The following is a 25,271-nucleotide window of genomic DNA, read 5'->3' on the forward strand; positions in this document are numbered from 1 at the left end:
GATTAAGTATTCTTTAAGTGTATGAATAAAAAGTTATTTTTTATTCATAAAAGAAAGCTGCCAAAAGGCAGCTAAAACAAAAATGAGGCGTAGATCTCATATAAATATGAGATATTTATGTCAATATTGACAAAATTCTTATGAGGGTAAATAGATGTTAAATCCATACTGAACTTTATTTGAGATAAAAGCAAGATCCTTTTTAAAAGAAATTTGCTTGAAATTGATCTAACTAATGATCCCGCTACTTTTATACTGAGATATTAAAAAATATGAGTGCAATTCAACATTAAATCACAGAGGGAATAGGATGAAGTACCAAGAAAAAACAGGTATTGCTTGTTACCCTAACAATACCTGTCTATTTTAGACACTACAGTTTTTGTTGATACTGCTCGATAGCGTTCAGAATGCCTTGGCTATCTAAACCGAGATCTGCAATAAGCTCATCTTGACTACCTTGAGGAATAAAGAAGTCAGGTAATCCAAGGTTTAATACGGGGATCATCTTGCGCTCGCGCATCAGAAATTCGTTAATACCACTACCCGCACCACCCATGATGGCATTCTCTTCTAGCGTCACTAACATTTCATGACTATTTGCCATTTCCAAAATTAATTCTTCATCCAATGGTTTCACAAAACGCATATCAACCACGGTTGCATTAAGTTCTTCAGCGGCAACTAATGCATGCTTGAGCAAAGTACCAAAGCAGAGGATCGCCACCTTCTCACCTTGGCGTCGAATGACTCCTTTACCAATCGGCAGGGTTTCGAGAGGTTGAAGATCAGCACCTGTTCCTGTTCCTCGAGGATAGCGAACAGCACTTGGGCCTTCTTTATAGTGGTAGCCTGTATGCAGCATTTGACGACATTCATTTTCATCACTTGGCGTCATGATCACCAATGTTGGGATACAACGGAGATAGGAGATATCAAAAGCACCTTGATGAGTCTGACCATCTGCACCAACAATCCCAGCACGATCAATAGCAAATAAAACAGGCACTTTTTGGATCGCGATATCGTGGATCACTTGGTCGTAGCCGCGTTGTAGGAAAGTGGAGTAAATTGCAACAATAGGATTGTAGCCTCCGATAGCTAAGCCAGCAGCAAAGGTCACCGCATGCTGTTCGGCGATAGCAACGTCAAAGTACTGGTCGGGGTACTCTTTTGAAAAACGCACCATACCGGAACCTTCACGCATTGCAGGTGTGATCGCCATGAGTTTGCTATCATTCTGTGCTTCATCACACAGCCAATCGCCAAAAATTTTAGAGAATGTAGGCCCCGTTTCTTTACTTTTAGGTAAAGTAAAAGTGCTAGGGTCAAATTTAGGCACAGCATGCCAGCTAATTGGATCTTTTTCGGCTGGTTCATAGCCACGACCTTTTTTGGTCATGATATGTAAGAACTGAGGGCCTTTTAGATCGCGCATATTTTTCAGCGTCTGTACGAGCGCAACAACATCATGACCATCAACTGGACCGATGTAGTTAAAACCAAGCTCTTCAAACATGGTGCCTGGAACAACCATACCTTTGATATGCTCTTCAGTTTTCTTTAAGAGCTCTTTAATCGGCGGCATGTTCGAGAACACTTTTTTTCCACCTTCACGTAAGGTGGTATAAAGCTTGCCAGAAAGTAAATGCGCAAGGTGATTATTAAGTGCTCCAACATTCTCAGAAATAGACATTTCATTGTCATTAAGAATGACTAACATATCCGGCGCGACATCACCAGCATGGTTCATCGCTTCAAAAGCCATGCCGGCAGTAATTGCGCCGTCACCAATCACACAGACGGTTTTACGATTCCTATCTTCTTTTTCAGCGGCAATAGCCATACCTAAGCCGGCACTGATTGAAGTTGATGAGTGGCCGACACTGAGTACGTCATATTCACTTTCATCACGCCAAGGAAAGGGATGTAAGCCATTTTTTTGGCGAATGGTATCGATACGATCGCGGCGTCCCGTCAAAATTTTATGTGGGTAGGCTTGATGACCGACATCCCAAACGAGGTTATCGAAAGGGGTTTTATAGACATAATGTAATGCGACGGTGAGTTCAACGGCGCCTAAACCAGAGGCAAAATGACCGCTAGATCGACCAACACTACTAAGTAAAAATTGCCTGAGTTCATCACATAGCTTAGGCAGGCTTTCTTTCGGTAGCAAACGAAGCTCTTCCGGTGTTTCTGCCAGCGCTAGTGTTGGATACTTAGCGATATCAATACTCATTAGGGGCTCACTACTATTATAATTGTTAAAAGGTAATATACTCGTCATATATCCAGTTGCCGCATTGTTGACTAGGCCCAACCCTATGGGGCATCTAGTTTGCGGTGCTGTTAGCGACTTATTGGTTGTTCGCTCAGCGGTACTACGAATTATTTAGAGTATAACGCTGGGTAATCCCAGCGTTCGAATTCAGCTATTATGCCACTTTTATCATCATACGTCTGAATGTAAAGTGGCTTTATATAAGATCAGCTTTTACGCTCGATAATGAAATTAGCTAATGCGATTAAGGTTTGCGTATTATAGCCTTGTGCTTCAATGACTTTTAAGGCTTCAAGGGCATTAAAATAAAGTTCACGCGCTTTTTCTTGAGCTGCTTCAAGCCCCAGTAATGAGGGATAAGTGCTCTTTTCATGCTCTGCATCTGCACCTTGACGCTTACCTGTGATTTCGCTGTCACCAATGACATCTAGAATGTCGTCTTGTACTTGAAATGCCAGACCGATAGCTTCAGCATAATGATCTAAAGCAGATAATATTTGATAGCCGTTATCTCCAGCGGCATAGGCGCCCATGCGAATGGCCGCTCGTATGAGTGCACCTGTTTTATGTTGATGAATTTGCTCTAGTTCCGCAAGGCCGACACGTTTACCTTCAGCCTCAAGATCAAGGGCTTGTCCACCGCACATGCCTGCTAAACCACTGGCATAAGCCAGCTCTGACAGCATGGCAATCCGATCTTTATCAGTGACATCTGGCATGGGGGCGGAGGAAAGTAATTGGAATGCTAATGTTTGTAGCGCATCACCGGCTAAAATCGCATTTCCTTCACCAAATTTTATATGGCATGTCGGTTGCCCACGGCGTAAATCATCATCATCCATCGCTGGGAGATCATCATGAATGAGTGAATAGGCATGAATACATTCAACCGCCGCCGCTGGTGCATCAAGATTAATGGCCGCGACACCAAGCATACTTCCTACAGTATAGGTTAAAAATGGGCGTAGGCGCTTACCACCGAGCAATGCGCCATGCTTCATCGCAGCAGCAAGCGGTAAATGTGAGAAAGGAAGCGCATCCAAAGCATCTAATAGATATTGGTTAACTCGCTCATACGCTTGTTGTTGTTGTACTATGAAGCTATTAAGGTGTTGTTCAGACATAATTTATTCGGTATCTGGTGAAAAATCATCAAGTGCTTTATTTTCATCATCGCTAAGGAGAATTTGAACGCGTTGTTCAGCCTGTTGGAGGACTTTTTGCCCTTGTTTAGCGATTTGAATGCCTCGTTCAAATTCATTGAGAGCATCTTCAAGTGGTAGTGAGCCAGACTCAAGGCGAGAAACAATTTCCTCAAGTTCTTTGAGTGAGTTTTCGAAGCTAACTACTGGTACTTGTTGAGATTTTTCTTTAGCCATCTTTCTTCAACCACAAATATTCAATCATTCAATCAAGGGATTATATTCATTTAGCAGACTAGCGTAGTCTCGCTACGGATACAATTTATTCTTAGTGTTTTTAGATTCAACACACAAGATAGTGCTATAATACGCTTCTTTATTGACAATTGGTAACCTGTACGTGTGTCACTTTTAAAATACGTGCGCTGGCCCCTATAACATTAACATGCTGCTATTATGAAGTTTATCATTAAGTTATTCCCAGAAATTACGATTAAAAGCCAAACCGTTAGGCTACGTTTTATTAAGATCCTCACCAGCAATATCCGTAATGTCCTCAAACCATTAGGCGAAGAAATCGCGGTTGTCCGTCATTGGGATAACATCGAAGTGCGTGTTAAAGGGGAAACAAAGCACGACGAAATTTGTGACATGCTGACTCGAATCCCTGGTATTCACCATATTTTAGAAGTTGAAGAAAAACCGTTTACTAGCCTACATCATATTTATGAAATGGCGCATGAAGCATACGGTGCATTACTAGAAAACAAAACCTTTTGTGTACGCGTAAAACGCAGAGGGAAGCACGAATTTACATCGATTGAAGCGGAACGCTACATCGGTGGTGGCTTAAATCAACATATTTCATCTGCAAAAGTGAAATTAACCGATCCTGATATCACCGTGCATTTGGAGATCGAAGACGAAAACTTGATCCTCGTGAAAGCGCGTTATGAAGGTATTGGTGGTTTCCCAATTGGTACTCAAGAAGATGTACTGTCGCTGATTTCAGGTGGTTTTGACTCAGGCGTTTCCAGTTATATGTTGATGCGCCGCGGTTGTCGAGTGCACTACTGTTTCTTTAACTTAGGCGGTGCAGCCCACGAAATTGGCGTTAAACAAATAGCCCACTATTTATGGAACCGCTTTGGCAGTTCACATAAAGTTCGCTTTATTGCGGTTAATTTTGAACCTGTTGTGGCAGAAATCCTTGAAAAAGTTGATGATGGCCAAATGGGAGTGGTACTGAAGCGCATGATGGTACGTGCAGCTTCTAAAGTCGCCGAACGTTATGGTGTACAAGCGATTGTCACTGGCGAGGCATTAGGACAAGTATCAAGCCAAACACTGACCAATTTACGTTTGATTGATAATGCTTCAGATACGTTGGTATTGCGTCCTCTGATTTCTCATGACAAAGAGCATATCATCAAACTAGCTCGCCAAATCGGTACTGAGGATTTTGCTAAAACGATGCCTGAATATTGTGGCGTGATTTCGAAAAGTCCTACCGTTAAAGCGGTTAAAGCGAGAATTGAAGCAGAAGAAGCAAATTTTGATTTCAGTATTTTAGACGATGTGGTTGAACACGCACAAAATATTGATATCCGCCAGATTGCACAAGAAAGTCGCGAACAAGTGACAGAAGTGGAAATGGTGAGTGAGCTTTCACCAGACAATGAAATCATTTTAGATATTCGCTCTGTGGATGAGCATGAAGATAATCCATTGTCGATCGAGGGAATTGAAATTAAACATATTCCATTCTATCGACTGGGAACGCAGTTTGGTGATTTACCAAAAGAAAAGACTTATTTACTGTACTGTGATCGTGGTGTGATGAGCCGCTTGCAAGCGCTGTATCTGCAAGAACAAGGCTTTAGTAATGTGAAAGTCTATCACCCGTAACTCGCTACGTTCTATAAGATAAAAGCCGATCCCGCTACGCTGTTTCGGCTTTTTGTCATTACTGCTCTAAGTAATCATTAATCCCATTAGGTAAAATTAATTGAGATGCAACCTTGCCAGCGATATCACGGCCAACTAGCAACTCAATCAATTTTAAGGCGAAATCAAAGGTAGTTGCAGGACCTTGACTGGTTAATAGATTCACTCGCTCATCAAAATACACTCGTTTATCAACCCATTTATTGGCTGCAATCTGATCTTGTAGGGTTGGGAAACATGTCATATTCCCCATGGGAAATAATTGATGATATTCCAATACCAGCGCAGGTGCGGCGCAGATTGCGGCAACAATTTTGCCATCAAGATGCATACGTCTTACTTTTTCAATGACGAGAGGGCTATTTTGGAAGGCCTCTGCACCTTTTAATCCACCCGGAAGCACAATTGCATCGAAAGGATCATCGGCAACCCTAATTAAAGGCGTATCAGCGATGATTTTGAGTCCTCTCGACGCTGTTATATTAACAGAGCCATCATCAGTCACGCTGGCTAAAGTTACTTTAATACCTGCTCTAACTAATAGATCGGCTGTAGTGACTGTCTCTATTTCTTCACTACCATTGGCGATGCATATCAGCACGGAAACCGTCATTTTTTTCTTCTCGCTGTTTAACTAAATGGTATAAACGATCGTTCTCAGGAGTATGAAGCCCGTGAGCTCTCGCTTGTTTAATCAGGTAGCCAGTAATGTAATCAATCTCTGTACGGCGTTTATTACGGATATCTTGCAGCATTGAAGAGTAGTTATTGGCTGTATTGTGAATGATGCCATAAATATAATTAACGAGCTGAGTTTTATCGGTATGTAGCCCTTCAATTGCCATCACTTGGCAAATCTCATCGATGAGCGTATTGATTTGTTCTGGATGATTAAGTAAATCACCATTTTTACAATCATAAAGGATGGTTAATGGGTTAATAACACAATTTGCAGCCAGTTTTCGCCAACACGTATTTAAAATTTGGTTATGCCATGCAACATCCGGTAGGGCTTCATGCAAAATATCGGCAATCGGATAGTAATTTTCAGCAAGTGAATTGATGGCTCCAATATGGGTTATGCCGTTCGCAACATGAAAAACCTGATTATTTTCTTGCCACGCAGCGTGGGTGGTCACGCCAGATAAAAAAGGATGCCGTAAAGGGCCTAATTCCTCAAGCGTTCCCATGCCGTTATGCAGTAATAAAATTGGACAGGATTCGGGGATATTATGAAGCAAAGGGAGTAAGGCATCGGACACTTGCCATGCTTTTAAACAGACAATAACGAGTTCACTATTATGTAAGTGATTAAGGTTGTTACAAGGGATTAATTCACGAAAAATACGCCCGTCAGGCTCATTAACATCAACAAATATATCGGATTGAGCGATACGTAACCATCCTTGAATATCATGCCCTTGTTCAGCTAATGCGGCAACCCACAGCTTGCCGATGGCACCACAACCTATAAGCGTTATTTTCATATTTCCCCTATGAACCATTTCTTCTAAGCTTGTAAGAATATAACGATATAGACATATGTAAACTCATATTTCCAGTATAGTACTTTTGCTGTCAATAGAAAGCAGCTATCATGCATCGCATTGATTATCAGGAGGTCATAACTATGCCATCATTTGATATTGTATCTGAAGTAGAAATGAATGAAGTCCGCAATGCGGTTGAAAATGCTAATCGTGAATTAACCACTCGCTGGGATTTTAAAAATGTGACGGCGAGCTTCGAACTTAATGAAAAAAGCGAATCAATTAAGGTCACTAGTGAGTCAGACTTTCAAGTTCAGCAGCTATTAGACATTTTACGTGAAAAAATGGCAAAACGTGGTATTGATGGTGCTGTATTGAATGTCCCTGATGACATCGTGCATAGTGGTAAAACATACAGTGTTGAAGTGACCCTAAAGCAGGGGATTGATACTGCCACAGCCAAAAAAATCGTGAAGCTAATTAAAGATAGTAAATTGAAAGTACAGGCACAGATCCAAGGGGAGCAAGTGAGAGTAACCGGTAAATCACGTGATGATTTGCAATCGGTAATGGCGCTCGTCCGTTCTGGTAATTTAGGCCAGCCATTCCAATTTACTAACTTCCGAGACTAACACGTAAAAAAGCCCACAGCATTTATCGTTGTGGGCTATAGCGATTATATTTGGTCTTTGATGATAGACTCGAGTTGTTCTCGGGAGGTCAATTTTCTATCCACTTTCACATAGACGCCCATTTCATCAGGGATAATCGCGGCCTCAAGTACACCGGGTTGAGATAAGAGCAGTGCTTGTAACTTAGCGGTGTTTTTAAATTGAGGTGGTAACACAAGGCGAATACTGCTGACATAAGGTGGTTGCTTCATGGTTAAGCTAACAACAAACCAAATGGCTGTTACTGCTAATCCACCGATAAATACCGCGGCTGCGCCATCTATATCATATAACCAACCGCCGAGTATCCCTCCGATAGCGACACCTAGAAATTGGCTGGTGGAGTAAACCCCCATTGCGGTACCTTTATAACCTGCGGGAGCTTCTTTACTGATTAAAGAAGGAAGGATCGCCTCCATAATATTAAAGGCAACAAAAAACAGTTGTAAGCCAACGAAAATCACCCACAAATGGCTTCCTGACAGCCATAAGGTTATTTCAGCTAAAGCCAGTATCACAATACAGAATAAAAACACTTGCTTCATTTTTCGGTGTTTTTCAGCGTAGATGATAAAGGGAAGCACTGAAACAAAAGCGACCAGCATGGTGATAAGGTAAGCTTTCCAATGGTCTTTGGCTAGGTATCCCGCATCGCTCATCATTAAAGGTAAAGCGACGAAGCTGGACATGAGCAAGGTGTGTAAGCTTAAGATGCCTAAGTTGAGTTTCAATAATTGCGGGTGAGTAATGACCGCCCGTAAATTTCCTTTAACAAAAGCGGATTCTCGGTTAGTAATATGCTGGCGGCTATTCGGTACAACAAACAGGGTAACGATGATAGCGCCTCCTGCTAATAGGGTGATTCCCCAAAATAGCCCGCTTAAGCCAATCCAATGAGTGATGATCGGGCCTAATACTAAGGCAATAGCGAAAGTGATACCAAAGCTAATTCCTAAAAAAGCCATTGCTTTGGTTCGATTCTGCTCACGCGTTAAATCGGAAAGTAATGCCATAACGGCGGCAGAAATAGCGCCAGCACCTTGCAAGGCTCGGCCAATAATAATGCCCCATATGGAATCACTGAGAGCGGCAATCACACTACCAATAATAAAGATAACTAGCCCAATAATAATTAAGGGCTTACGACCAATTTTATCCGACATTAAACCAAACGGTATCTGAAAGATAGCTTGGCTTAAACCATAAATACCAATCGCTAGGCCTACCAAAAATTCTGATGAGTCCTTAAGATGAATACCATAACTGGTCAAAATGGGTAATACCATAAACATCCCTAACATACGTAGGGAGAAAACTGAACCCAACCCCCATGTAGCACGGAGTTCGGAGGTGGTCATTTTGTTATCTTTCATAAATACTCGTCATACTTCAAGCTGTAGCTGTGTTGGCTTCATTCACTAACCCTGGTCAGTTATGAATGTATTTATCTAGGAATTAGTCACATTTTGCCTTATTACAACAAATTAGAATATTGTTAGTTATTATTTTGAGCATAGAAAGGCATTATCTCGCTATGCTAGGCATGAATAAGCGGGTATTAAAACATAAAAGTTATTCGATAGGGTAGGTCGATTCGTCAAATAAAAACGTTCGAAAACATGGTGACTAAATGAAACGGCAGGACTAGCCTGCCGTTAGAGTAACTGCGTGTTAGAATTTATCTAACTAAAGCTATAACAGTATCGGTTGAAACTGTTGGATCAACTGACATCATGACACTCAACGATGTGATAGCCACAATGGAGAAGATAAACAGTTTGCGAGCCCAAACACGGTCATCATTTTCGGTTTTAAATCCGGAGATTGCCATGCCAAGCCACCAAAGACTAACAGCCGCACCAACAACTAAATATTTATAACCAGCGTATCCGCTGATAGCTAACATCAGTGTGGCGACCATAAATGCCAAGATATATAAGAAGATATGGGTTTTAGCCACAGAGATCCCCTTAATAACAGGCAAAACAGGAATATTGGCTGCTTTATAGTCTTTAAAACGGAAAATCGCGATAGCATACGAATGTGGCATCTGCCACAAACTGAAGATCAATAACAGAATCAATGCACCGGTATCGAACTCATTTGTGACGGCACAGTAACCAATAACAGGAGGTGCTGCACCAGATAAACTGCCAATTAGCGTGCCATAGACTGATTTACGTTTCATATATAGGCTATAGATACCTACATAAACGATGAAACCAATCACCGCAAGGAGCATTGCCAGAGCATTCGCTGCTACAAGAAGTAGCAGCATGCCAGCAATACCTAATGCAGCGGCGTAAATCAGGCTAATCTTCGGGTCAATCAGCCCTTTAACTAAAGGGCGATTCTTCGTTCTTTCCATGATACGGTCGATATCACGGTCGATATAGTTGTTAAAAACACAACCAGAAGCCACGACCAGTGATACACCCAGCAAAGTCGCAATAAACAGCGGATAATCAATCGTGCCTTTTGAGGCAAGTAGAAAACCGCCGATCACAGAAATTAGATTTCCGAAAATAATTCCTGGCTTGGTCACTTGCAGGTATTGCTTAAACATATCGGCAACTCTTTAGTCGAGCATCATATTGATGTTCAGGTTGTACATAATCCACAGAGAGCCAACAACAACGATACCGATGATTAGCATAGTGAACAGAAATGCAATCAGGTTCCAGCGCTCATCTGATGATGTATTCATGTGCAGGAAACAGACTAAGTGTACAAGGATCTGCACAACTGCCATACCGACAACAGTCCAAAGGATAGCGGCTTGTGATGCAGTACCTTCCATCACCATCCAGAATGGGATCACTGTCAGGATGACGGATAGAATAAAGCCAATCAGGTATGTTTTAACGCTACCGTGGCTTGCTCCAGTGTGAGCATCTTTTGCATGACTCATTTAAATAGCCCCCAGAAGATAAACAACGGTAAATACACAAATCCAAACAACGTCTAAGAAGTGCCAGAATAAGCTAAGGCAGTTCAAACGCGTTTTGTTCACGTCAGTTAGGCCACGACGAGTGACTTGAATCATCATAACGATAATCCAGATCAAACCTGCTGTTACGTGCAGACCATGTGTTGCAACTAAAGCAAAGAAACCTGATAGGAAACCGCTACGGTCAGGACCCAGTCCTTCAGCGATCAGTTCATGGAACTCGTACACTTCCATGATAACGAACCCAAGGCCTAGCAGGAAGGTTGCGAATAGCCATAAGTTGACTGCTGGGATTTTCCCTTTATGCATCGCAATCATTGCGAAGCCATAGGTAATACTACTGAATAAAAGTAAGAATGTTTCACCCAGAACGAATTTCAGGCTGAAAATATCTTTACCTTCAGGACCACCAGCGGTGCCATCGGCTAGAACAACATAAGTTGCAAACAAGCAAGCAAATAGAATCAGGTCGCTCATTATGTAGAGCCAGAAACCAAATACCTTTGTCCCACCTGCATCATGGTGCCCATGCTCTGCATGGGCTAAGTTTTGATTAGTCATTGTATTAGTTGACATCGTTCACACCTGCCTTACGTAAGTCTTCAAAGTGCTTATTCTCGATTTCTTCGATTTCAGCCACAGGTACGTAATAATCAACATCTTCGTCGAAGCTTTTTGCAATCCAAGTAACAATCATGCCAGCGAAACCAACGATTGCGAGCCACCAGATGTGCCAGATCATCGCGAAACCTAAAACCAAGCTAAATGCCGCGATAATCACGCCAGCGCCGGTATTTTTCGGCATATGAATTTCTTCATATGAAGCAGGTTTCTTATGAGCGATGCCTTTTTCTTTCATATCCCACCAAGCATCACGCGTTTGAACGTTAGGTTCAATAGCGAAGTTGTAGAATGGTGGTGGAGAAGAAGTTGCCCACTCCAGAGTACGTCCGCCCCATGGGTCTCCGGTTAAGTCACGGTTAGCATGACGATCACGGATACTCACGATGATTTGGATAACTTGGCATGCAATACCAATTGCGATTAGACCTGCACCGCAAGCCGCTGCAACCAGCATACCGTGGTACGTTGGATCAATGTTTTGGCTTAAACGACGAGTCATACCCATAAAGCCAAGGATATACAACGGCATAAATGCTAAGAAGAAACCAACAATCCAGAACCAGAAGGCACGAACGCCCCACTTCTCATTCAGCGTGAAGCCGTAAGCTTTCGGGAACCAGTAAGTCATACCAGCGAAACATCCGAATACCACACCACCAATGATAACGTTATGGAAGTGAGCAATCAGGAATAAGCTGTTGTGTAGAACGAAGTTTGCACCAGGTACAGCAAGTAGAACCCCAGTCATACCACCAACAGAGAAGGTGATAATGAAGCCGACAGTCCATAGCATCGGTGATTTGAACTCAATACGACCTTGGTACATGGTAAACAGCCAGTTGAAGATCTTAACCCCAGTTGGGATTGCGATAATCATCGTAGCGATACCGAAGAAGGCGTTGACGTTTGCCCCCGAGCCCATCGTAAAGAAGTGGTGCAACCATACAATGAACGACATAACGGTAATAACGATAGTTGCCCATACCAGAGAGGTATAGCCAAACAAACGTTTTTTCGAGAAGGTTGCTGCAATTTCTGAGAATACACCAAATACAGGTAGGACAAGGATATACACCTCAGGGTGACCCCAAGCCCAAATCAGGTTGATGTACATCATCATGTTGCCGCCCATATCGTTAGTGAAGAAATGGGTGCCTAGATAACGGTCTAAAGTCAGTAGTGTGATGGTGACTGTTAAGATAGGGAATGCTGCAACGATCAGTACGTTAGTACAGAGTGCTGCCCAGCTGAATACTGGCATTTTCATCATCGACATACCCGGTGCACGCATACGGATAATTGTCGCGATAAAGTTAACCCCTGTTAATAGTGTACCAATACCGGATATTTGGAGACTCCATATCCAATAATCGACCCCGACACCAGGGTTGTACTCCAAGCCAGATAAAGGCGGATAAGCTAACCAACCTGTCTGTGCGAATTCACCCACCCCTAAAGAGATGTTAATCAGCACAACACCGACAACGAAGAACCAGAAGCTCAGTGAGTTCAGGAATGGGAACGCAACATCACGTGCACCAATTTGCAGAGGAACAACAAGGTTCATCAGACCGACAACAAATGGTGTTGCCATGAAGAAAATCATGATAACGCCGTGTGCGGTAAAAATTTGGTCATAGTGATGAGGATTCAAGAACCCTTCTTGACCAGCAGAAGCAAGTACCTGCTGACCACGCATCATGATGGCATCCGCGAAACCACGGAACAACATGACCATTGCAACAATGATGTACATGACACCAATTTTTTTGTGGTCAACAGAGGTTAACCACTCTTTCCACAACCACTTCCATTTACCGAAGTAGGTGATCGCACCTAGAAGCGCAAGGCCGCCGAGAATGATACAAATCAATGTCACGACGACAATTGGCTCATGGAGCGGAATAGCATCTAGTGTTAATTTTCCGAACATGCCCTTATTCCTCAGCGCCTGTATGAGCATTATGGCTCATATGCATAGATTGACCTGCGGCTTCATCTTTCTTGTCCGCAGGAGCGTGACCTTTATGGTGCTCATGACCAAACTTGAGAATGATGTCTTCATACAGATTTGGTTTCACGCTAGAGAAGTAGGTAACAGGAACATTCATGCTAGGCTTAGCGACTTCGTCGAAAGCTTGCATTGTATCCATAGTTTTAGGTGAAGCTTTTACCTTTTGTACCCACTCATCAAAACCTTGACGATCAGGTGTTGCAATAGCATTAAACTTCATGTCAGAGAATCCATGACCACTATAGCTTGCTGAGAAGCCTTTGTAGGTACCAGGTTCGTTGGCAATTAAGTGAAGTTTAGTTTGCATACCTGCCATCGCATAGATTTGGCCACCTAAAGATGGAATGAAGAACGAGTTCATCACCGAATCAGATGTGATTTTGAAGTTGATTGGCACACCGGTAGGGAATGCTATTTCGTTAACTGTTGCAATACCTTGCTCTGGATAGATGAAAATCCATTTCCAGTCAGCGGAAATAACTTCAATTGTGACAGGTTCCTGATCACTGACTAATGGCTGATATGGATCAAGCTCATGAGTCGTTTTCCAAGTGATTGTACCTAGAATAATGATAATGATGATAGGAACAGTCCAGCAGACTAACTCAATTTTATTTGAGTGAGCCCAGTTAGGACGGTAAGTTGCTGATTTATTGGATTCACGATATTTTCTAGCAAAAATAAACGCCATGAAAATAACGGGAATGACAACAACCAGCATTAAGCCGATTGCAATAAGAATCAGCTCTTTTTGTTTAACGCCAACGGCGCCTTTAGGGTCCATCAACACCATATCGCAACCACCTAATAATAAGGTAGCGACAACAAGTGAGAGTGCCCCAATGCTTTTTTTGTAGTTCATAAGTCTCATCCACGACCCCAAATGACAAAGATTCTAATTGTCGTTTCATCAGTGGGGGCATTCTACGGTAAGGTTATGTGAGTGTAAACAATTGTAAGGTAAAGAAACGGGATTGTTAGCTCTTTATGTTAATATGATCACATGTGAAGAACTTATGATTAAATAGTTAAAAGTCATGCAGATTATAGGTATATTTTGCTAAAACAGGACTAATACTAAAATATCTTTGTCTTTTTTCAAAGAAAAATATATACAAAAATGAGCAAAAATTAAAACAACTGATCTGATTGTTAAATAAAATGGTAGGTGAAAATACGGCTTTTAACGCCGATAAGAGGCTTGAGGCCATCTTATCGGCTAAAACAACTAAGAAAAATTGTTATTTTCTTGAAAAGAAAAGAGAGTTTTTAAATTTTTTTACAGTTAAATATAAACACTTAGAATGTATATTTTAATGTATAAATGATTGCGTCTTGATAAAAATCATCGCCTAGCTTATTGTCAGCATAGCGGTATTGCACACCCGCAGCTAAGTGTGGTGTTGCATTCCACCAAAAGGCGAGAGCACCATTGACGCCGTCACGCCCACCGTTGCCGTAGCGCTTATGACGCGCAAATTCCATTTCATGCCAGTTAGTGATCATGAAATCTTCTTCAAACATCTTGAAGCCATAACCTGCAACCCAACCAACCACATAGCCGTTATTGCCTGAGTAGAAAGTTTGGTCAACATAATGTAATGCAACGAATGGTTTGAACCACAGATCACCGAATGAAGTGTTGTAGCCTAAGCCATATAATGTGTTGACTTCATGGAAATTGCCACCATATTTAGCACCTGGCATTGACCAAGTACCGTAAACATGACCATAAACGTTAAAGCCACTATCGCCTAGATAGAAACGACCTGTCGTTTTGATGGTGTAACGTTGGTTACGGCCAGGCTCAGTACGACGTTTGTGGAATGGATTTTCGACATCAAAAAATCCATACAATTCACCCCAATTAAAGTTAGCTCCGCCTTCTAACTCAATGTAGGCAAAATCTTTTTTGCGAGTGGTGTTTTCTGATTTAGTTTCGGTGCGGTGAGACCAGTCTAAGTAATTGACATTGATGTCCGCGAAACCATTCTGATAGCCAAGAAAGTCGTCAGCATTTGCCGTCCCAGCTAAAGACGCAAGTGCAGCGACGCAGAGAAGTTGTTTTTTCATGATATATTATTTTCGTTTGAGTATTAACGATATTTATTTGTTATTCAGCCATAAGGCTGATTAGCCCTTAACGTGTGAGATATTAGGCTTTTAATTTGTAATTAAAAAATATATTTCATTAAATAGGTGATATGCATCACGCTATGAAGGTAGGGATATCAATATTTGCTAGTCAGATCTAATTTAAAAGGTCAAGAAAAAACCCGAAATGAATTAATTTCACTTCGGGATGATTGATTGAGTTAATAATTTATTTCTTAACTATCTTGCGTACTGCAAAGAAGTCGAGACAGCCACCAATGATTAAACTGAGTGCGCCAATACTTGCGCCTGTATTGAAAATGAAATTCTTATATTCAGGTAGGGCAAGCCAAAGGGATATTTGATTGGTGAATAAGTAAATTTTGACTGTAGCAAACGAGGTAACTAATAGTGTTAATAGCCATAGCGCTAATATAGCAATTGCGGTTAAGAGGATATAAACGGCAATTTTATAAGCTTGTGGATACAGCTCCCTGCGTTGGAATAACCCAGTGGTTTGCGTATAGCTCAACGAGGTTTTACAGGCAAGCAAGAGCAGAATACTGGGTACTGAAACAACAATAGAAATCAGATAGAAGGTTGGCCAGCCGTAAGAAAGAACAACAATACTGGCAACAGGGCCTATATACACTCGAGCGATAGCCGAAAGTGCAGAGAGTAAAGCGAATTGTGTTGCAGATAATGACTTATTACATAGAGTCATGAGTAATGCCACGAACGCCGCGGTTCCCATTCCTGAAAAAATATTTTCGATGACAATGATTGAACCCATACTGATAATGTTTGGTGGTGTGACCGCAAGGAACCAATAGCCGATATTTGAGGCGCCTTGCAAAATACCAAACACCAATAAGGCGTTAAATAGGCTCATGTTTTTCATTAGGTAACCGCCAAACAATGCCCCGAAGATGGTTGCTGCCATACCGACAGTTTTATTGACCGCAGCAACTTCACTTAAGGTAAAGCCAAGACCACTCAATAAGAAGTTAGTACTAAGCGCCATCACAAACGCATCACCCATCTTATAGAATACTAATAATAAGAGGACTAGCCAGGCATTGTTGCGGCTAAAAAACTCGGCAAGCGGTTTATAAATCGCATCTTTCAGTGAGGTTGGCGGGGTACCACTATCTTCTGGTTCTTTGGCGAGCAGAGTCGCAAAAACACCAATGAGCATCAGCCCTGCCATCACCATATAAAGTTGTTGCCATGTGAGAAATTTATCTGCCATCCATAATGCTAGCCCACCAGACACCAGCATACTGATGCGATAACCCATCACTGAGACTGCGGCACCAAAGCCTCGTTCTTCCGCGCTGAGCAGGTCCGTCTTATAGGCATCAAAGACAATATCTTGTGAGGCAGAACAAAAAGCGACCATAACAGCCAGCACTGCTAGCCACCATAGATGGTCTGATGGATTCATAAAACCCATTGCACCGATACTGAAAATAAGCAGGATTTGTGTGGTCAGTAACCATCCTCTACGCCGGCCAAGAAAGGGCGGGGTATACCGATCCATCATTGGAGACCAAAGAAACTTTAATACATAAGCTTGACCAACCAGTGAAAAAAAACCAATCGTTTTAATATCGATATTTTCAACCGTCAACCAAGCTTGTAGCGTGCCAGCAGTCAGTGCTAACGGAAGGCCGGATACAAAACCTAATAGGATTAAAATGACTGAATTGGGTAAAAAAGCACGGGACATAATCTTCCTATGATTGGTTATGAGCTAAATAAAAGGCTTTCCGTTATTGAATAATGGTGAAGGCGCTATTCACCGTTTCATTAAGTGCCTATTCTATAGAGATAGGCACTTAATGTATGACAAAACATCGTCTCGAATCATTATCGAGCGTTTTGTTTGATAAATTGGGTCAATTCTTGATCATTAGCCATATCGTTGATCAGATCAGTGAGTGCAAGATTGATCGCTTTTTCAATTTTATCGTTGCTAGCACCCAGTAATTCTTGGTTATTGTAATTACGTGTGAATGTCCGTGATTTGGTGGAACCATTCGGTGCTGTTGCGGTAACCGTTACGCTAGAATTCACGGTAATATTATGGCGTAAACTGCCTTCACTGACTTGGGCGTTTAATTGGTTCAGTTGAACGACCAAGTTGACATTGGCAGGAGATGACACCATGAAGCCGCGAGCAGCCATTTGTTTTTCAACCGCTTCTTGCATTAAATAGCGTGGATCACGGGAAGGGGACAGCACCACTAAACTTCCATTACGGTTGATTTCTGTCAGTGCTTTTGAAGGCCGACTATCTACGCTGCTAACACTAATTGCGGTTGCATTCAGCGTCGGATTTCGTGCTGGCAAAGTAATCTTGGGTTCGAGTGATAAAGTATTACTGCTTGTTGCACAACCAGCTAGAAGAAATAGTGCAAAAAGAGGAAAACAAAGTTTTCTTAACATAATTTTTTCCAGTTCATCTTTCCTAATTGGGGTTGTTCCGTTATGGTGCAACCTAACGAACCCTTATACATTTAACTAGGGTTATAGTTTCACCCTGACGGGTTTTCTGAAAGGTTAGACAACCATTTCGAGAAAAATTCGTCAAAGTGGTAGTTATCATATCATTGTAGCGCGATTGTCCTCTATCACTACAAAAAAAGATAACAAAACGTCAATGGTGGTTGAACAAAGGAGTGATTTTTATGGGGATTGATGCACCGCTAAATATGCAATCACATATTCAGCAAAAGCTGCATGCAGCCTTTGAACCCGCTTATCTTGAAGTAATCAATGAAAGCTATCAACATAATGTTCCTGCGGGCTCAGAAAGCCACTTTAAAGTGGTTTTGGTCAGTGAAAAATTTGAAAACAAACGTATGGTTGGCCGTCATCGTGAAATTTATGCTATTTTGGCAGATGAATTAGCGGGAAGTATCCATGCTTTAGCGCTACATACTTATACCCCTTCAGAGTGGCATAATTTAGCGGATACGGCACTGAATTCTCCCGCCTGTCGTGGTGGCGGTAAAATAAACAGCTGATTGATTCGCTGTTTGACTGTTATTATGATGAGACGATTTATGTCATTTTATGAATGTTGGCATTAATATCGATGTATGTTTTTTCCCCAATTTGCTTGGGGAGTGCTTTTTTTAGTCGGAAAAGTCACAAATAAAGAGGAATAATCGCTTCTTTTATCAGCTTTTCTCGACTCGGGGCATCTGCATCGGTATAATGTCGCGTCTAATTTTCAGTAAGGTTTCGGGACGCTTCTGATATCAGGGATGACCGTTGTGTAAGCAACGCCCCCGGTTCTGGAAGGGAGAAGGTCATTATGATTTAATGGCTTAACTCTGGAGTAGACCGATCACTAAGATTTTTTTTGAGGTAAGAAGATGCAAGTTTCTGTTGAAACGACTCAAGGCCTTGGGCGTCGTGTAACAATCACCGTTCCTGCTGCCGATATTGAAAAAGCAGTAAACAGCGAGCTGGTTAACGTCGCGAAGAAAGTACGTGTTGATGGCTTCCGTAAAGGAAAAGTGCCAATGAACATCGTTAAACAGCGTTACGGCGCGTCTGTTATGCAAGACGTTCTGGGCGATGTGATGCAACGTAACTTCATCAACGCAATCATTGAACAAAAAATCAATCCAGCCGGTGCACCTAGCTACAAGCCTGAAATGCTGGAAGATGGTAAAGATTTTGTTTACTCAGTTGAATTCGAAGTCTATCCAGAAATCGAACTAAAAGGTCTGGAAACTATCGAAGTAGAAAAACCAGTTGTTACTGTTAAAGATGAAGATCTTGAAAACATGCTGGAAACGCTACGTAAACAACAAGCTCAGTGGAAAGAAACATCTGAAGCTGCAGCGGCTGATTCGCGTATCACAATTAACTTCACGGGTTCAATCGATGGTGAAGAATTTGAAGGCGGCAAAGCAGAAGATTTCGCACTAGTTATGGGCGAAGGTCGTATGATCCCTGGTTTTGAAGATGGCATCGTTGGCCACAAAGCGGGTGAAGAATTCGATATCGAAGTTAATTTCCCAGAAGATTACCACGCTGAAAACCTGAAAGGTAAAGCAGCGAAGTTTGCTATCGTTCTGAAGAAAGTTGAACAGCGTGAACTGCCAGAATTCACTGAAGAATTCATCAAGCGTTTCGGTATTGCTGACGGCACTTTAGACGGTCTGCGCGCGGAAGTGCGTAAAAACATGGAACGCGAACTGAAAAATGCGGTACGTAACCGTATTAAAGCTCAAGTTCTGGATGGTTTGGTTAATGCGAATGACATCGAAGTTCCAGCTGCGGTGGTTGATGGTGAGATCGATGTTCTGCGTCGTCAAGCTGCACAACGTTTCGGTGGTAACGAGAAACAAGCGATGGAACTGCCTCGTGAGCTGTTCGAAGAACAAGCGAAACGTCGCGTTGTTATCGGCCTACTGTTAGGTGAAGTGATCAATTCGAACGAACTGAAAGCTGATGAAGATCGCGTTAAAGTTCTGATTGAAGAAATGGCTTCAGCTTATGAAGATCCAACTGAAGTTATCGAATACTACAGCAAAAACAATGAGCTGATGAATAGCGTTCGTAACTTAGCTCTTGAAGAACAAGCGGTTGAGAAAATTCTGGAAGTGGCTAAAGTGACTGAAAAAGAAACTAACTTCAATGAACTGATGAACCAAGTTCAAGCTGGTTAATTTCGTTTTATCCGCGTTATAAATAAAAAACCCGTGGCGTATGCTGCGGGTTTTTTGTCAATGATATCGGCGTCATCTCTCAGATTAGGTTGATAGCGTGGTACGCTTATGTTCAAGGTATACCGTGATTTTTGTTCCTCGAGCACCTGAGTATCTACCTTAATATCGAGCTAATTTTTAGAGGACAAGCGAAGATAGTCTTGAAAATAACATTTTCGCCCTAATTTTATTATAAATGTTGCTGTATATTCTAATTATATCGGCTGTTAGGCTGGGTGAATCTTACAGAACAAATCCGTGAATCCTTACAGACTTGTGTTAAACTATTTTACAGTGAGTCTTGTTTTCTACAGCATAATTCATCTCATTAATGCACACTTCTTTGAGGGTCTTTAGGCTAAACACAAAGAAATAATCAAATGAGATAGCAGTGAAAATATGTGAGATAGATAATTTTTAAAGACAAACTGTTTGTTTGCTGCTTAGAATGCGTAAAAGTCGAACAAACAGCAAATTTAGGCGCAAGCACCAGAAAGTTTTTAATAGGAGATTTCGATGTCATATTTTGGCGGTCAGGAAAATCTAGCATCCCAAATGGCACTCGTGCCAATGGTCATTGAGCAGACCTCTCGGGGTGAACGTTCATACGATATTTATTCACGTCTGTTAAAAGAACGTATTATCTTCCTGACAGGTCAGGTGGAAGATCATATGGCGAACTTAATTGTCGCACAGATGCTATTTTTGGAAGCAGAAAACCCAGAAAAAGATATCCAGCTTTACATCAACTCCCCAGGTGGCGTGATTACAGCAGGTATGTCCATCTATGACACAATGCAATTTATTAAACCTGATGTTAGTACGATCTGTATGGGACAAGCTTGTTCTATGGGATCATTCTTGCTAGCTGCGGGGACTAAAGGTAAACGCTTCTGCCTACCAAATTCTCGCGTGATGATCCACCAACCACTCGGTGGTTATCAAGGACAAGCGACCGATATCGAAATTCACGCTCAGGAAATTCTGAAAGTGAAAGCGCGCATGAATGAGTTAATGGCATTGCACACAGGTAAGCCTGTCGAAGAAATCAATCGTGACACAGAGCGCGATCGTTTCTTGTCTGCAAATGAAGCTAAAGAGTATGGTTTGGTTGACCATATTTATACTAGCCGTTAATTAACTAAGGTTTATACATACTTAATTAATATCAAAGAAATTTATTCCTCCGTTTTATCGCGCAAGATAGTGAATAAACGGGGGAAAATTGACGATAAGTGAGGTCAACTGATGACAGATAAGCGCAAAGAGGGGTCAGGTAAACTGTTGTACTGCTCTTTCTGCGGAAAAAGTCAGCATGAAGTCCGCAAGCTGATTGCCGGTCCGTCAGTCTATATTTGTGATGAATGTGTCGATTTATGCCTCGATATCATCCGTGAAGAGATCAAAGAACTGGCTCCTCATCGTGAGCGTAGTGCATTACCTACCCCACATGAGATCAGAGAGCATCTTGATGATTATGTGATAGGTCAAGAACAGGCGAAAAAAGTATTGGCTGTCGCCGTCTATAATCACTACAAGCGATTACGGAATGGTGATACAACCAGCGAAGGTGTTGAGCTTGGTAAAAGCAACATTTTGCTGATTGGTCCAACAGGCAGCGGTAAAACATTGCTGGCTGAAACCCTTGCTCGTTACTTGGATGTGCCTTTCACGATGGCAGATGCCACCACCTTAACCGAAGCGGGTTATGTTGGTGAAGATGTTGAAAACATCATCCAAAAATTACTGCAAAAATGTGACTACGATGTAGAAAAAGCGCAACGCGGTATTGTTTATATCGATGAAATTGACAAAATTTCACGTAAATCTGATAACCCTTCAATTACCCGTGATGTTTCAGGTGAAGGGGTACAACAAGCGTTGTTGAAACTGATTGAAGGGACAATTGCAGCCGTTCCACCTCAAGGTGGTCGTAAGCATCCTCAGCAAGAGTTCTTACAGGTTGATACCTCTAAGATCTTATTTATCTGTGGAGGTGCTTTTGCGGGGCTCGATAAAGTGATCGGTCAGCGTTTAAATACGCGTTCAGGTATTGGTTTTGCTGCTGAGGTTAAAGGCGAATCCGAGAAAATTACTGAAGGTGAATTGTTAGCACAAACAGAGCCTGAAGATCTGATCAAATTTGGTTTGATCCCTGAGTTTATCGGTCGTTTGCCAGTGGTGGCAACTTTAACGGAATTGAGTGAAGAGGCGCTTATTCAGATCCTTCAAGAACCCAAAAATGCGCTAACTAAACAGTACCAAGCGCTATTTAGCCTTGAAGGGACAGAATTAGAGTTCCGTGAAGAAGCGTTAAAAGCGATTGCTAAAAAAGCAATGGCTCGTAAAACGGGGGCTCGTGGTTTACGTTCTATTGTTGAAGCGGCATTGCTAAATACAATGTATGACCTGCCTTCTATGGATAATGTAGAAAAAGTCGTTGTTGATGAAAATGTCATTAATGAACAATCAGAACCATTACTGATCTACAGCAAACCTGATGCTCAAGCCTCCGGTGATAATTAACGCCTAGGATTTAGCAACGACAAGTTATGAGTGAAATGAGGGTTCCTCCCTCATTTCATTTTTATCTTCAAGTACCCATTGAATGCTAAAATCTTATCCCCATATAGTTTATATTCTGAGTGTGGTTTCTTTGCTTTTTAAATACACTTTTTTAAGCAATAGTTGGAAACCCTTAAACTAGCGCAAGCTAAACGAAGAGAGAGCTTTATGAATCCTGAGCGTTCCGAACGCATTGAAATACCTGTATTGCCTCTGCGTGATGTAGTGGTGTACCCACATATGGTGATCCCACTGTTTGTTGGACGTGAAAAATCCATTCACAGTCTGGAAGCAGCGATGGATCATGACAAGCAAGTAATGCTGGTAGCCCAAAAAGAGGCCTCAACTGATGAGCCTGGGGTTAATGATTTATTTTCTGTTGGTACCGTAGCTTCAGTTATTCAAATGCTGAAATTGCCCGATGGGACAGTTAAAGTATTAGTTGAAGGCTTAAGAAGAGCGCGTATAAGCAGCTTAACTGACAATGGCGAGTATTTCTTAGCACAAGCAGAATATTTGCAGCCTGAAGCTGTGAAACAAGCTGAAGATGCAGATGATTTTTACAATGAAGATAGCGCTCAAGCTAAAGTCGCAGAACTTCTTGATGAAAAAGAGCAAGAGGTTCTTTATCGCACTATTGTCAATCAGTTCGAAAGCTATATTAAACTGAATAAAAAAATTCCACCTGAAGTTTTGACATCGCTGCATTCGATTGAACAAGATCAACTCGATAAATTAGCGGATACCATAGCGTCTCATATGCCACTTAAATTGGCCGATAAACAACGTGTGTTAGAGATGGCGAATGTTGCTGAGCGTGTTGAATTCCTGATGGCCATGATGGAATCTGAAACTGAGCTGTTGCAAGTTGAGAAACGCATCCGTAACCGTGTCAAAAAGCAGATGGAAAAAAGCCAACGCGAATATTATTTGAATGAGCAAATGAAAGCGATTCAAAAAGAGCTTGGTGAAATGGATGATGCGCCCGATGAATACGAAGCGCTGAAACGCAAAATTGAAGAAGCAAAAATGCCAAAAGAGGCTCATGAAAAAGCTGAAGCAGAATTGCAAAAGCTAAAAATGATGTCTCCAATGTCAGCAGAAGCCACAGTAGTGCGTAGCTACATTGATTGGATGGTTCAGGTACCATGGCATGCTCGTAGCAAAGTGAAAAAAGACCTTGTTAAGGCGCAAGAAGTACTAGATACAGACCATTATGGCCTAGAGCGTGTTAAGGAACGTATCCTAGAGTATCTGGCGGTACAAAGCCGTGTAAGTAAGATCAAAGGCCCAATCCTATGTTTGGTTGGACCACCAGGGGTAGGTAAAACCTCACTTGGTCAATCTATCGCAAAAGCAACAGGCCGTCAGTACACTCGTATGGCATTAGGTGGTGTACGTGATGAAGCGGAAATTCGTGGTCACCGTCGTACCTATATCGGTTCTATGCCGGGTAAACTGATCCAGAAAATGGCAAAAGTTGGAGTGAAAAACCCGCTGTTCCTGTTAGATGAGATTGATAAAATGTCTTCTGACATGCGAGGTGATCCTGCTTCTGCATTACTCGAGGTGTTAGATCCTGAGCAAAACGTCGCATTTAACGATCATTATTTGGAAGTTGATTACGATCTTTCTGATGTGATGTTTGTGGCTACGTCTAACTCGATGAATATTCCTGCGCCATTGCTCGATCGTATGGAAGTTATTCGTCTGTCTGGCTATACAGAAGATGAGAAACTAAATATCGCTAAGCAGCATTTGCTGCCGAAGCAAATCCAACGCAACGCATTGAAAAAGAATGAGCTAACGATTGATGATAGTGCACTCATTGGCATTATCCGTTACTACACTCGTGAAGCAGGTGTCCGTGGTTTAGAGCGTGAAATTTCGAAACTGTGTCGTAAAGCGGTTAAGTCCTTATTAATGGATAAGAAGCTGAAACATATCGAAATTAATGCTGATAACCTGAAGGATTTCTTAGGTGTTCGTAAGTTTGATTATGGTCAAGCCGATACGGAAAACCGTGTAGGTCAAGTCACCGGATTGGCGTGGACCGAGGTCGGCGGTGACTTGTTAACGATTGAGACAGCTTGTGTACCTGGTAAAGGTAAGCTCACTTATACTGGTTCATTAGGTGAAGTGATGCAAGAATCTATTCAAGCTGCGTTGACTGTTGTTCGAGCTCGAGCAGAAAAACTGGGCATCAATAGCGATTTCTATGAGAAACGCGATATTCATGTTCACGTACCTGAAGGTGCGACACCGAAAGATGGCCCAAGTGCAGGTATTGCTATGTCAACGGCCTTAGTTTCCTGCTTAACAGGTAATCCTGTTAAAGCGGATGTCGCAATGACAGGTGAAATTACGCTAAGAGGTCTTGTATTACCAATTGGTGGACTGAAAGAAAAATTACTTGCAGCACATCGTGGTGGTATTAAAACGGTATTAATTCCATTTGAGAACAAACGTGATTTGGAAGAAATTCCAGAAAATGTGATTGCTGATTTGGAAATTCACCCTGTTAAAACTATTGAGGAAGTCCTCTCTTTGGCATTAGCGAACCCGCCATTTGGTGTGGAAATCGTAAAAAATAAGTCAAAAAGAGTGAGCTGAATCAAGAAGTTTGCATAAAAGTATGGCTGATAACCTATTTAGGGGTTGTCAGCCTTTTTTTTCGTCGCTAATTTAACGATGATTCTGATAATTATTTGGATGTAATCTGTTCTCTTGCCATTGGCATTCAGGATTGATATAACGGCT

21 protein-coding genes are annotated in these 25,271 nt (G+C 41.8%); 7 read left to right on the plus strand and 14 right to left on the minus strand.

The features are described 5' to 3' along the window. Positions 1-373: 373 nt before the first annotated feature. The 3 genes from dxs to xseB form a co-directional block, all read right to left on the minus strand. Positions 374-2,242, minus strand: coding sequence for a 1-deoxy-D-xylulose-5-phosphate synthase (gene dxs, locus ACWPW6_RS03520; RefSeq protein ID WP_196713803.1), 1,869 nt, complete (start codon positions 2,240-2,242; stop codon positions 374-376). A 248-nt stretch (positions 2,243-2,490) separates the two neighbouring features. Next, positions 2,491-3,408, minus strand: coding sequence for a (2E,6E)-farnesyl diphosphate synthase (gene ispA, locus ACWPW6_RS03525; RefSeq protein ID WP_247046981.1), 918 nt, complete (start codon positions 3,406-3,408; stop codon positions 2,491-2,493). A 3-nt stretch (positions 3,409-3,411) separates the two neighbouring features. Then, the gene (gene xseB, locus ACWPW6_RS03530; RefSeq protein WP_004926992.1) at positions 3,412-3,663 is read right to left on the minus strand and encodes an exodeoxyribonuclease VII small subunit; all 252 of its coding nucleotides are present in this window, start codon (positions 3,661-3,663) and stop codon (positions 3,412-3,414) included. 219 nt (positions 3,664-3,882) lie between these two features. Between xseB and thiI the strand changes: the two genes are divergently transcribed. Continuing rightward, complete coding sequence (gene thiI / locus ACWPW6_RS03535; protein ID WP_249999882.1) at positions 3,883-5,334, plus strand: tRNA uracil 4-sulfurtransferase ThiI; 1,452 nt, start codon at positions 3,883-3,885, stop codon at positions 5,332-5,334. A 58-nt stretch (positions 5,335-5,392) separates the two neighbouring features. On the opposite strand, the gene yajL is transcribed toward thiI, so the two are convergent. Together yajL and panE are read right to left on the minus strand one after the other, a co-directional pair. Next, the gene (yajL, locus tag ACWPW6_RS03540) at positions 5,393-5,986 is read right to left on the minus strand and encodes a protein deglycase YajL (RefSeq protein ID WP_154622799.1); all 594 of its coding nucleotides are present in this window, start codon (positions 5,984-5,986) and stop codon (positions 5,393-5,395) included. Next, positions 5,949-6,860 carry a 2-dehydropantoate 2-reductase gene (gene panE / locus ACWPW6_RS03545; RefSeq protein ID WP_154622798.1) on the minus strand — a complete coding sequence of 304 codons (912 nt, stop codon included), beginning with the start codon at positions 6,858-6,860 and terminating at the stop codon, positions 5,949-5,951. Before panE ends, yajL begins: the two co-directional genes overlap by 38 nt. Positions 6,861-7,003: 143 nt before the next feature. Between panE and ACWPW6_RS03550 the strand changes: the two genes are divergently transcribed. After that, positions 7,004-7,495 (plus strand): YajQ family cyclic di-GMP-binding protein, encoded by a 492-nt coding sequence (locus tag ACWPW6_RS03550; protein WP_154622797.1) that lies wholly within the window; start codon positions 7,004-7,006, stop codon positions 7,493-7,495. Between the two features lie 44 nt (positions 7,496-7,539). Here the strand turns inward: ACWPW6_RS03550 and ACWPW6_RS03555 are convergent, their stop codons facing one another. From ACWPW6_RS03555 to ACWPW6_RS03595, 9 genes are all read right to left on the minus strand, one after another. Next, positions 7,540-8,907, minus strand: coding sequence for an MFS transporter (locus ACWPW6_RS03555; RefSeq protein ID WP_163860712.1), 1,368 nt, complete (start codon positions 8,905-8,907; stop codon positions 7,540-7,542). A gap of 305 nt (positions 8,908-9,212) precedes the next feature. Beyond that, positions 9,213-10,100: a heme o synthase gene (cyoE, locus tag ACWPW6_RS03560; RefSeq protein ID WP_070926781.1), complete on the minus strand. Its 888-nt coding sequence runs from the start codon at positions 10,098-10,100 to the stop codon at positions 9,213-9,215. A 12-nt stretch (positions 10,101-10,112) separates the two neighbouring features. Beyond that, positions 10,113-10,445, minus strand: coding sequence for a cytochrome o ubiquinol oxidase subunit IV (locus ACWPW6_RS03565; protein WP_154622795.1), 333 nt, complete (start codon positions 10,443-10,445; stop codon positions 10,113-10,115). Then, on the minus strand, positions 10,446-11,060 hold the full coding sequence (locus ACWPW6_RS03570; protein WP_154622794.1) for a cytochrome o ubiquinol oxidase subunit III: 615 nt from the start codon (positions 11,058-11,060) through the stop codon (positions 10,446-10,448). It lies immediately after the preceding gene. Further along, positions 11,050-13,041, minus strand: coding sequence for a cytochrome o ubiquinol oxidase subunit I (cyoB, locus tag ACWPW6_RS03575; RefSeq protein WP_154622793.1), 1,992 nt, complete (start codon positions 13,039-13,041; stop codon positions 11,050-11,052). Before cyoB ends, ACWPW6_RS03570 begins: the two co-directional genes overlap by 11 nt. A gap of 4 nt (positions 13,042-13,045) precedes the next feature. Further along, positions 13,046-13,993: a cytochrome o ubiquinol oxidase subunit II gene (cyoA, locus tag ACWPW6_RS03580; RefSeq protein ID WP_154622792.1), complete on the minus strand. Its 948-nt coding sequence runs from the start codon at positions 13,991-13,993 to the stop codon at positions 13,046-13,048. Positions 13,994-14,421: 428 nt separating this feature from the next. Beyond that, the gene (locus tag ACWPW6_RS03585; RefSeq protein WP_196713806.1) at positions 14,422-15,195 is read right to left on the minus strand and encodes a nucleoside-specific channel-forming Tsx family protein; all 774 of its coding nucleotides are present in this window, start codon (positions 15,193-15,195) and stop codon (positions 14,422-14,424) included. 250 nt (positions 15,196-15,445) lie between these two features. Continuing rightward, positions 15,446-16,948 (minus strand): AmpG family muropeptide MFS transporter, encoded by a 1,503-nt coding sequence (locus ACWPW6_RS03590; RefSeq protein ID WP_196713807.1) that lies wholly within the window; start codon positions 16,946-16,948, stop codon positions 15,446-15,448. 140 nt (positions 16,949-17,088) lie between these two features. Next, positions 17,089-17,667, minus strand: a complete 579-nt coding sequence (locus ACWPW6_RS03595; RefSeq protein WP_154622410.1) for a YajG family lipoprotein — start codon at positions 17,665-17,667, stop codon at positions 17,089-17,091. Positions 17,668-17,909: 242 nt separating this feature from the next. On the opposite strand from ACWPW6_RS03595, the gene bolA reads away from it, so the two are divergent. The 5 genes from bolA (at position 17,910) to lon (ending at position 25,124) form a co-directional block, all read left to right on the plus strand. Then, entirely contained in the window at positions 17,910-18,248 is a 339-nt protein-coding gene (bolA, locus tag ACWPW6_RS03600) for a transcriptional regulator BolA (RefSeq protein WP_196713808.1), read from the plus strand. Between the two features lie 354 nt (positions 18,249-18,602). Then, on the plus strand, positions 18,603-19,907 hold the full coding sequence (tig, locus tag ACWPW6_RS03605; protein ID WP_154622408.1) for a trigger factor: 1,305 nt from the start codon (positions 18,603-18,605) through the stop codon (positions 19,905-19,907). A gap of 555 nt (positions 19,908-20,462) precedes the next feature. Next, positions 20,463-21,083, plus strand: coding sequence for an ATP-dependent Clp endopeptidase proteolytic subunit ClpP (clpP, locus tag ACWPW6_RS03610; protein ID WP_154622407.1), 621 nt, complete (start codon positions 20,463-20,465; stop codon positions 21,081-21,083). A 111-nt stretch (positions 21,084-21,194) separates the two neighbouring features. Further along, positions 21,195-22,472 carry an ATP-dependent protease ATP-binding subunit ClpX gene (gene clpX / locus ACWPW6_RS03615; RefSeq protein WP_154622406.1) on the plus strand — a complete coding sequence of 426 codons (1,278 nt, stop codon included), beginning with the start codon at positions 21,195-21,197 and terminating at the stop codon, positions 22,470-22,472. Positions 22,473-22,679: 207 nt separating this feature from the next. Continuing rightward, positions 22,680-25,124 carry an endopeptidase La gene (gene lon, locus ACWPW6_RS03620; RefSeq protein WP_154622405.1) on the plus strand — a complete coding sequence of 815 codons (2,445 nt, stop codon included), beginning with the start codon at positions 22,680-22,682 and terminating at the stop codon, positions 25,122-25,124. The last annotated feature ends 147 nt before the right edge of the window (positions 25,125-25,271 follow it).

It is taken from the genome of Providencia sp. Marseille-Q8014, assembly GCF_965112055.1.

Bases quoted from the DNA above. Each gene is read 5' to 3' on its own strand.
- dxs (WP_196713803.1), bottom strand. From the start codon at position 2,242: ATGAGTATTGATATCGCTAAGTATCCAACACTAGCGCTGGCAGAAACA.
- ispA (WP_247046981.1), bottom strand. From the start codon at position 3,408: ATGTCTGAACAACACCTTAATAGCTTCATAGTACAACAACAACAAGCG.
- xseB (WP_004926992.1), bottom strand. From the start codon at position 3,663: ATGGCTAAAGAAAAATCTCAACAAGTACCAGTAGTTAGCTTCGAAAAC.
- thiI (WP_249999882.1), top strand. From the start codon at position 3,883: ATGAAGTTTATCATTAAGTTATTCCCAGAAATTACGATTAAAAGCCAA.
- yajL (WP_154622799.1), bottom strand. From the start codon at position 5,986: ATGACGGTTTCCGTGCTGATATGCATCGCCAATGGTAGTGAAGAAATA.
- panE (WP_154622798.1), bottom strand. From the start codon at position 6,860: ATGAAAATAACGCTTATAGGTTGTGGTGCCATCGGCAAGCTGTGGGTT.
- ACWPW6_RS03550 (WP_154622797.1), top strand. From the start codon at position 7,004: ATGCCATCATTTGATATTGTATCTGAAGTAGAAATGAATGAAGTCCGC.
- ACWPW6_RS03555 (WP_163860712.1), bottom strand. From the start codon at position 8,907: ATGAAAGATAACAAAATGACCACCTCCGAACTCCGTGCTACATGGGGG.
- cyoE (WP_070926781.1), bottom strand. From the start codon at position 10,100: ATGTTTAAGCAATACCTGCAAGTGACCAAGCCAGGAATTATTTTCGGA.
- ACWPW6_RS03565 (WP_154622795.1), bottom strand. From the start codon at position 10,445: ATGAGTCATGCAAAAGATGCTCACACTGGAGCAAGCCACGGTAGCGTT.
- ACWPW6_RS03570 (WP_154622794.1), bottom strand. From the start codon at position 11,060: ATGTCAACTAATACAATGACTAATCAAAACTTAGCCCATGCAGAGCAT.
- cyoB (WP_154622793.1), bottom strand. From the start codon at position 13,041: ATGTTCGGAAAATTAACACTAGATGCTATTCCGCTCCATGAGCCAATT.
- cyoA (WP_154622792.1), bottom strand. From the start codon at position 13,993: ATGAGACTTATGAACTACAAAAAAAGCATTGGGGCACTCTCACTTGTT.
- ACWPW6_RS03585 (WP_196713806.1), bottom strand. From the start codon at position 15,195: ATGAAAAAACAACTTCTCTGCGTCGCTGCACTTGCGTCTTTAGCTGGG.
- ACWPW6_RS03590 (WP_196713807.1), bottom strand. From the start codon at position 16,948: ATGTCCCGTGCTTTTTTACCCAATTCAGTCATTTTAATCCTATTAGGT.
- ACWPW6_RS03595 (WP_154622410.1), bottom strand. From the start codon at position 17,667: ATGTTAAGAAAACTTTGTTTTCCTCTTTTTGCACTATTTCTTCTAGCT.
- bolA (WP_196713808.1), top strand. From the start codon at position 17,910: ATGGGGATTGATGCACCGCTAAATATGCAATCACATATTCAGCAAAAG.
- tig (WP_154622408.1), top strand. From the start codon at position 18,603: ATGCAAGTTTCTGTTGAAACGACTCAAGGCCTTGGGCGTCGTGTAACA.
- clpP (WP_154622407.1), top strand. From the start codon at position 20,463: ATGTCATATTTTGGCGGTCAGGAAAATCTAGCATCCCAAATGGCACTC.
- clpX (WP_154622406.1), top strand. From the start codon at position 21,195: ATGACAGATAAGCGCAAAGAGGGGTCAGGTAAACTGTTGTACTGCTCT.
- lon (WP_154622405.1), top strand. From the start codon at position 22,680: ATGAATCCTGAGCGTTCCGAACGCATTGAAATACCTGTATTGCCTCTG.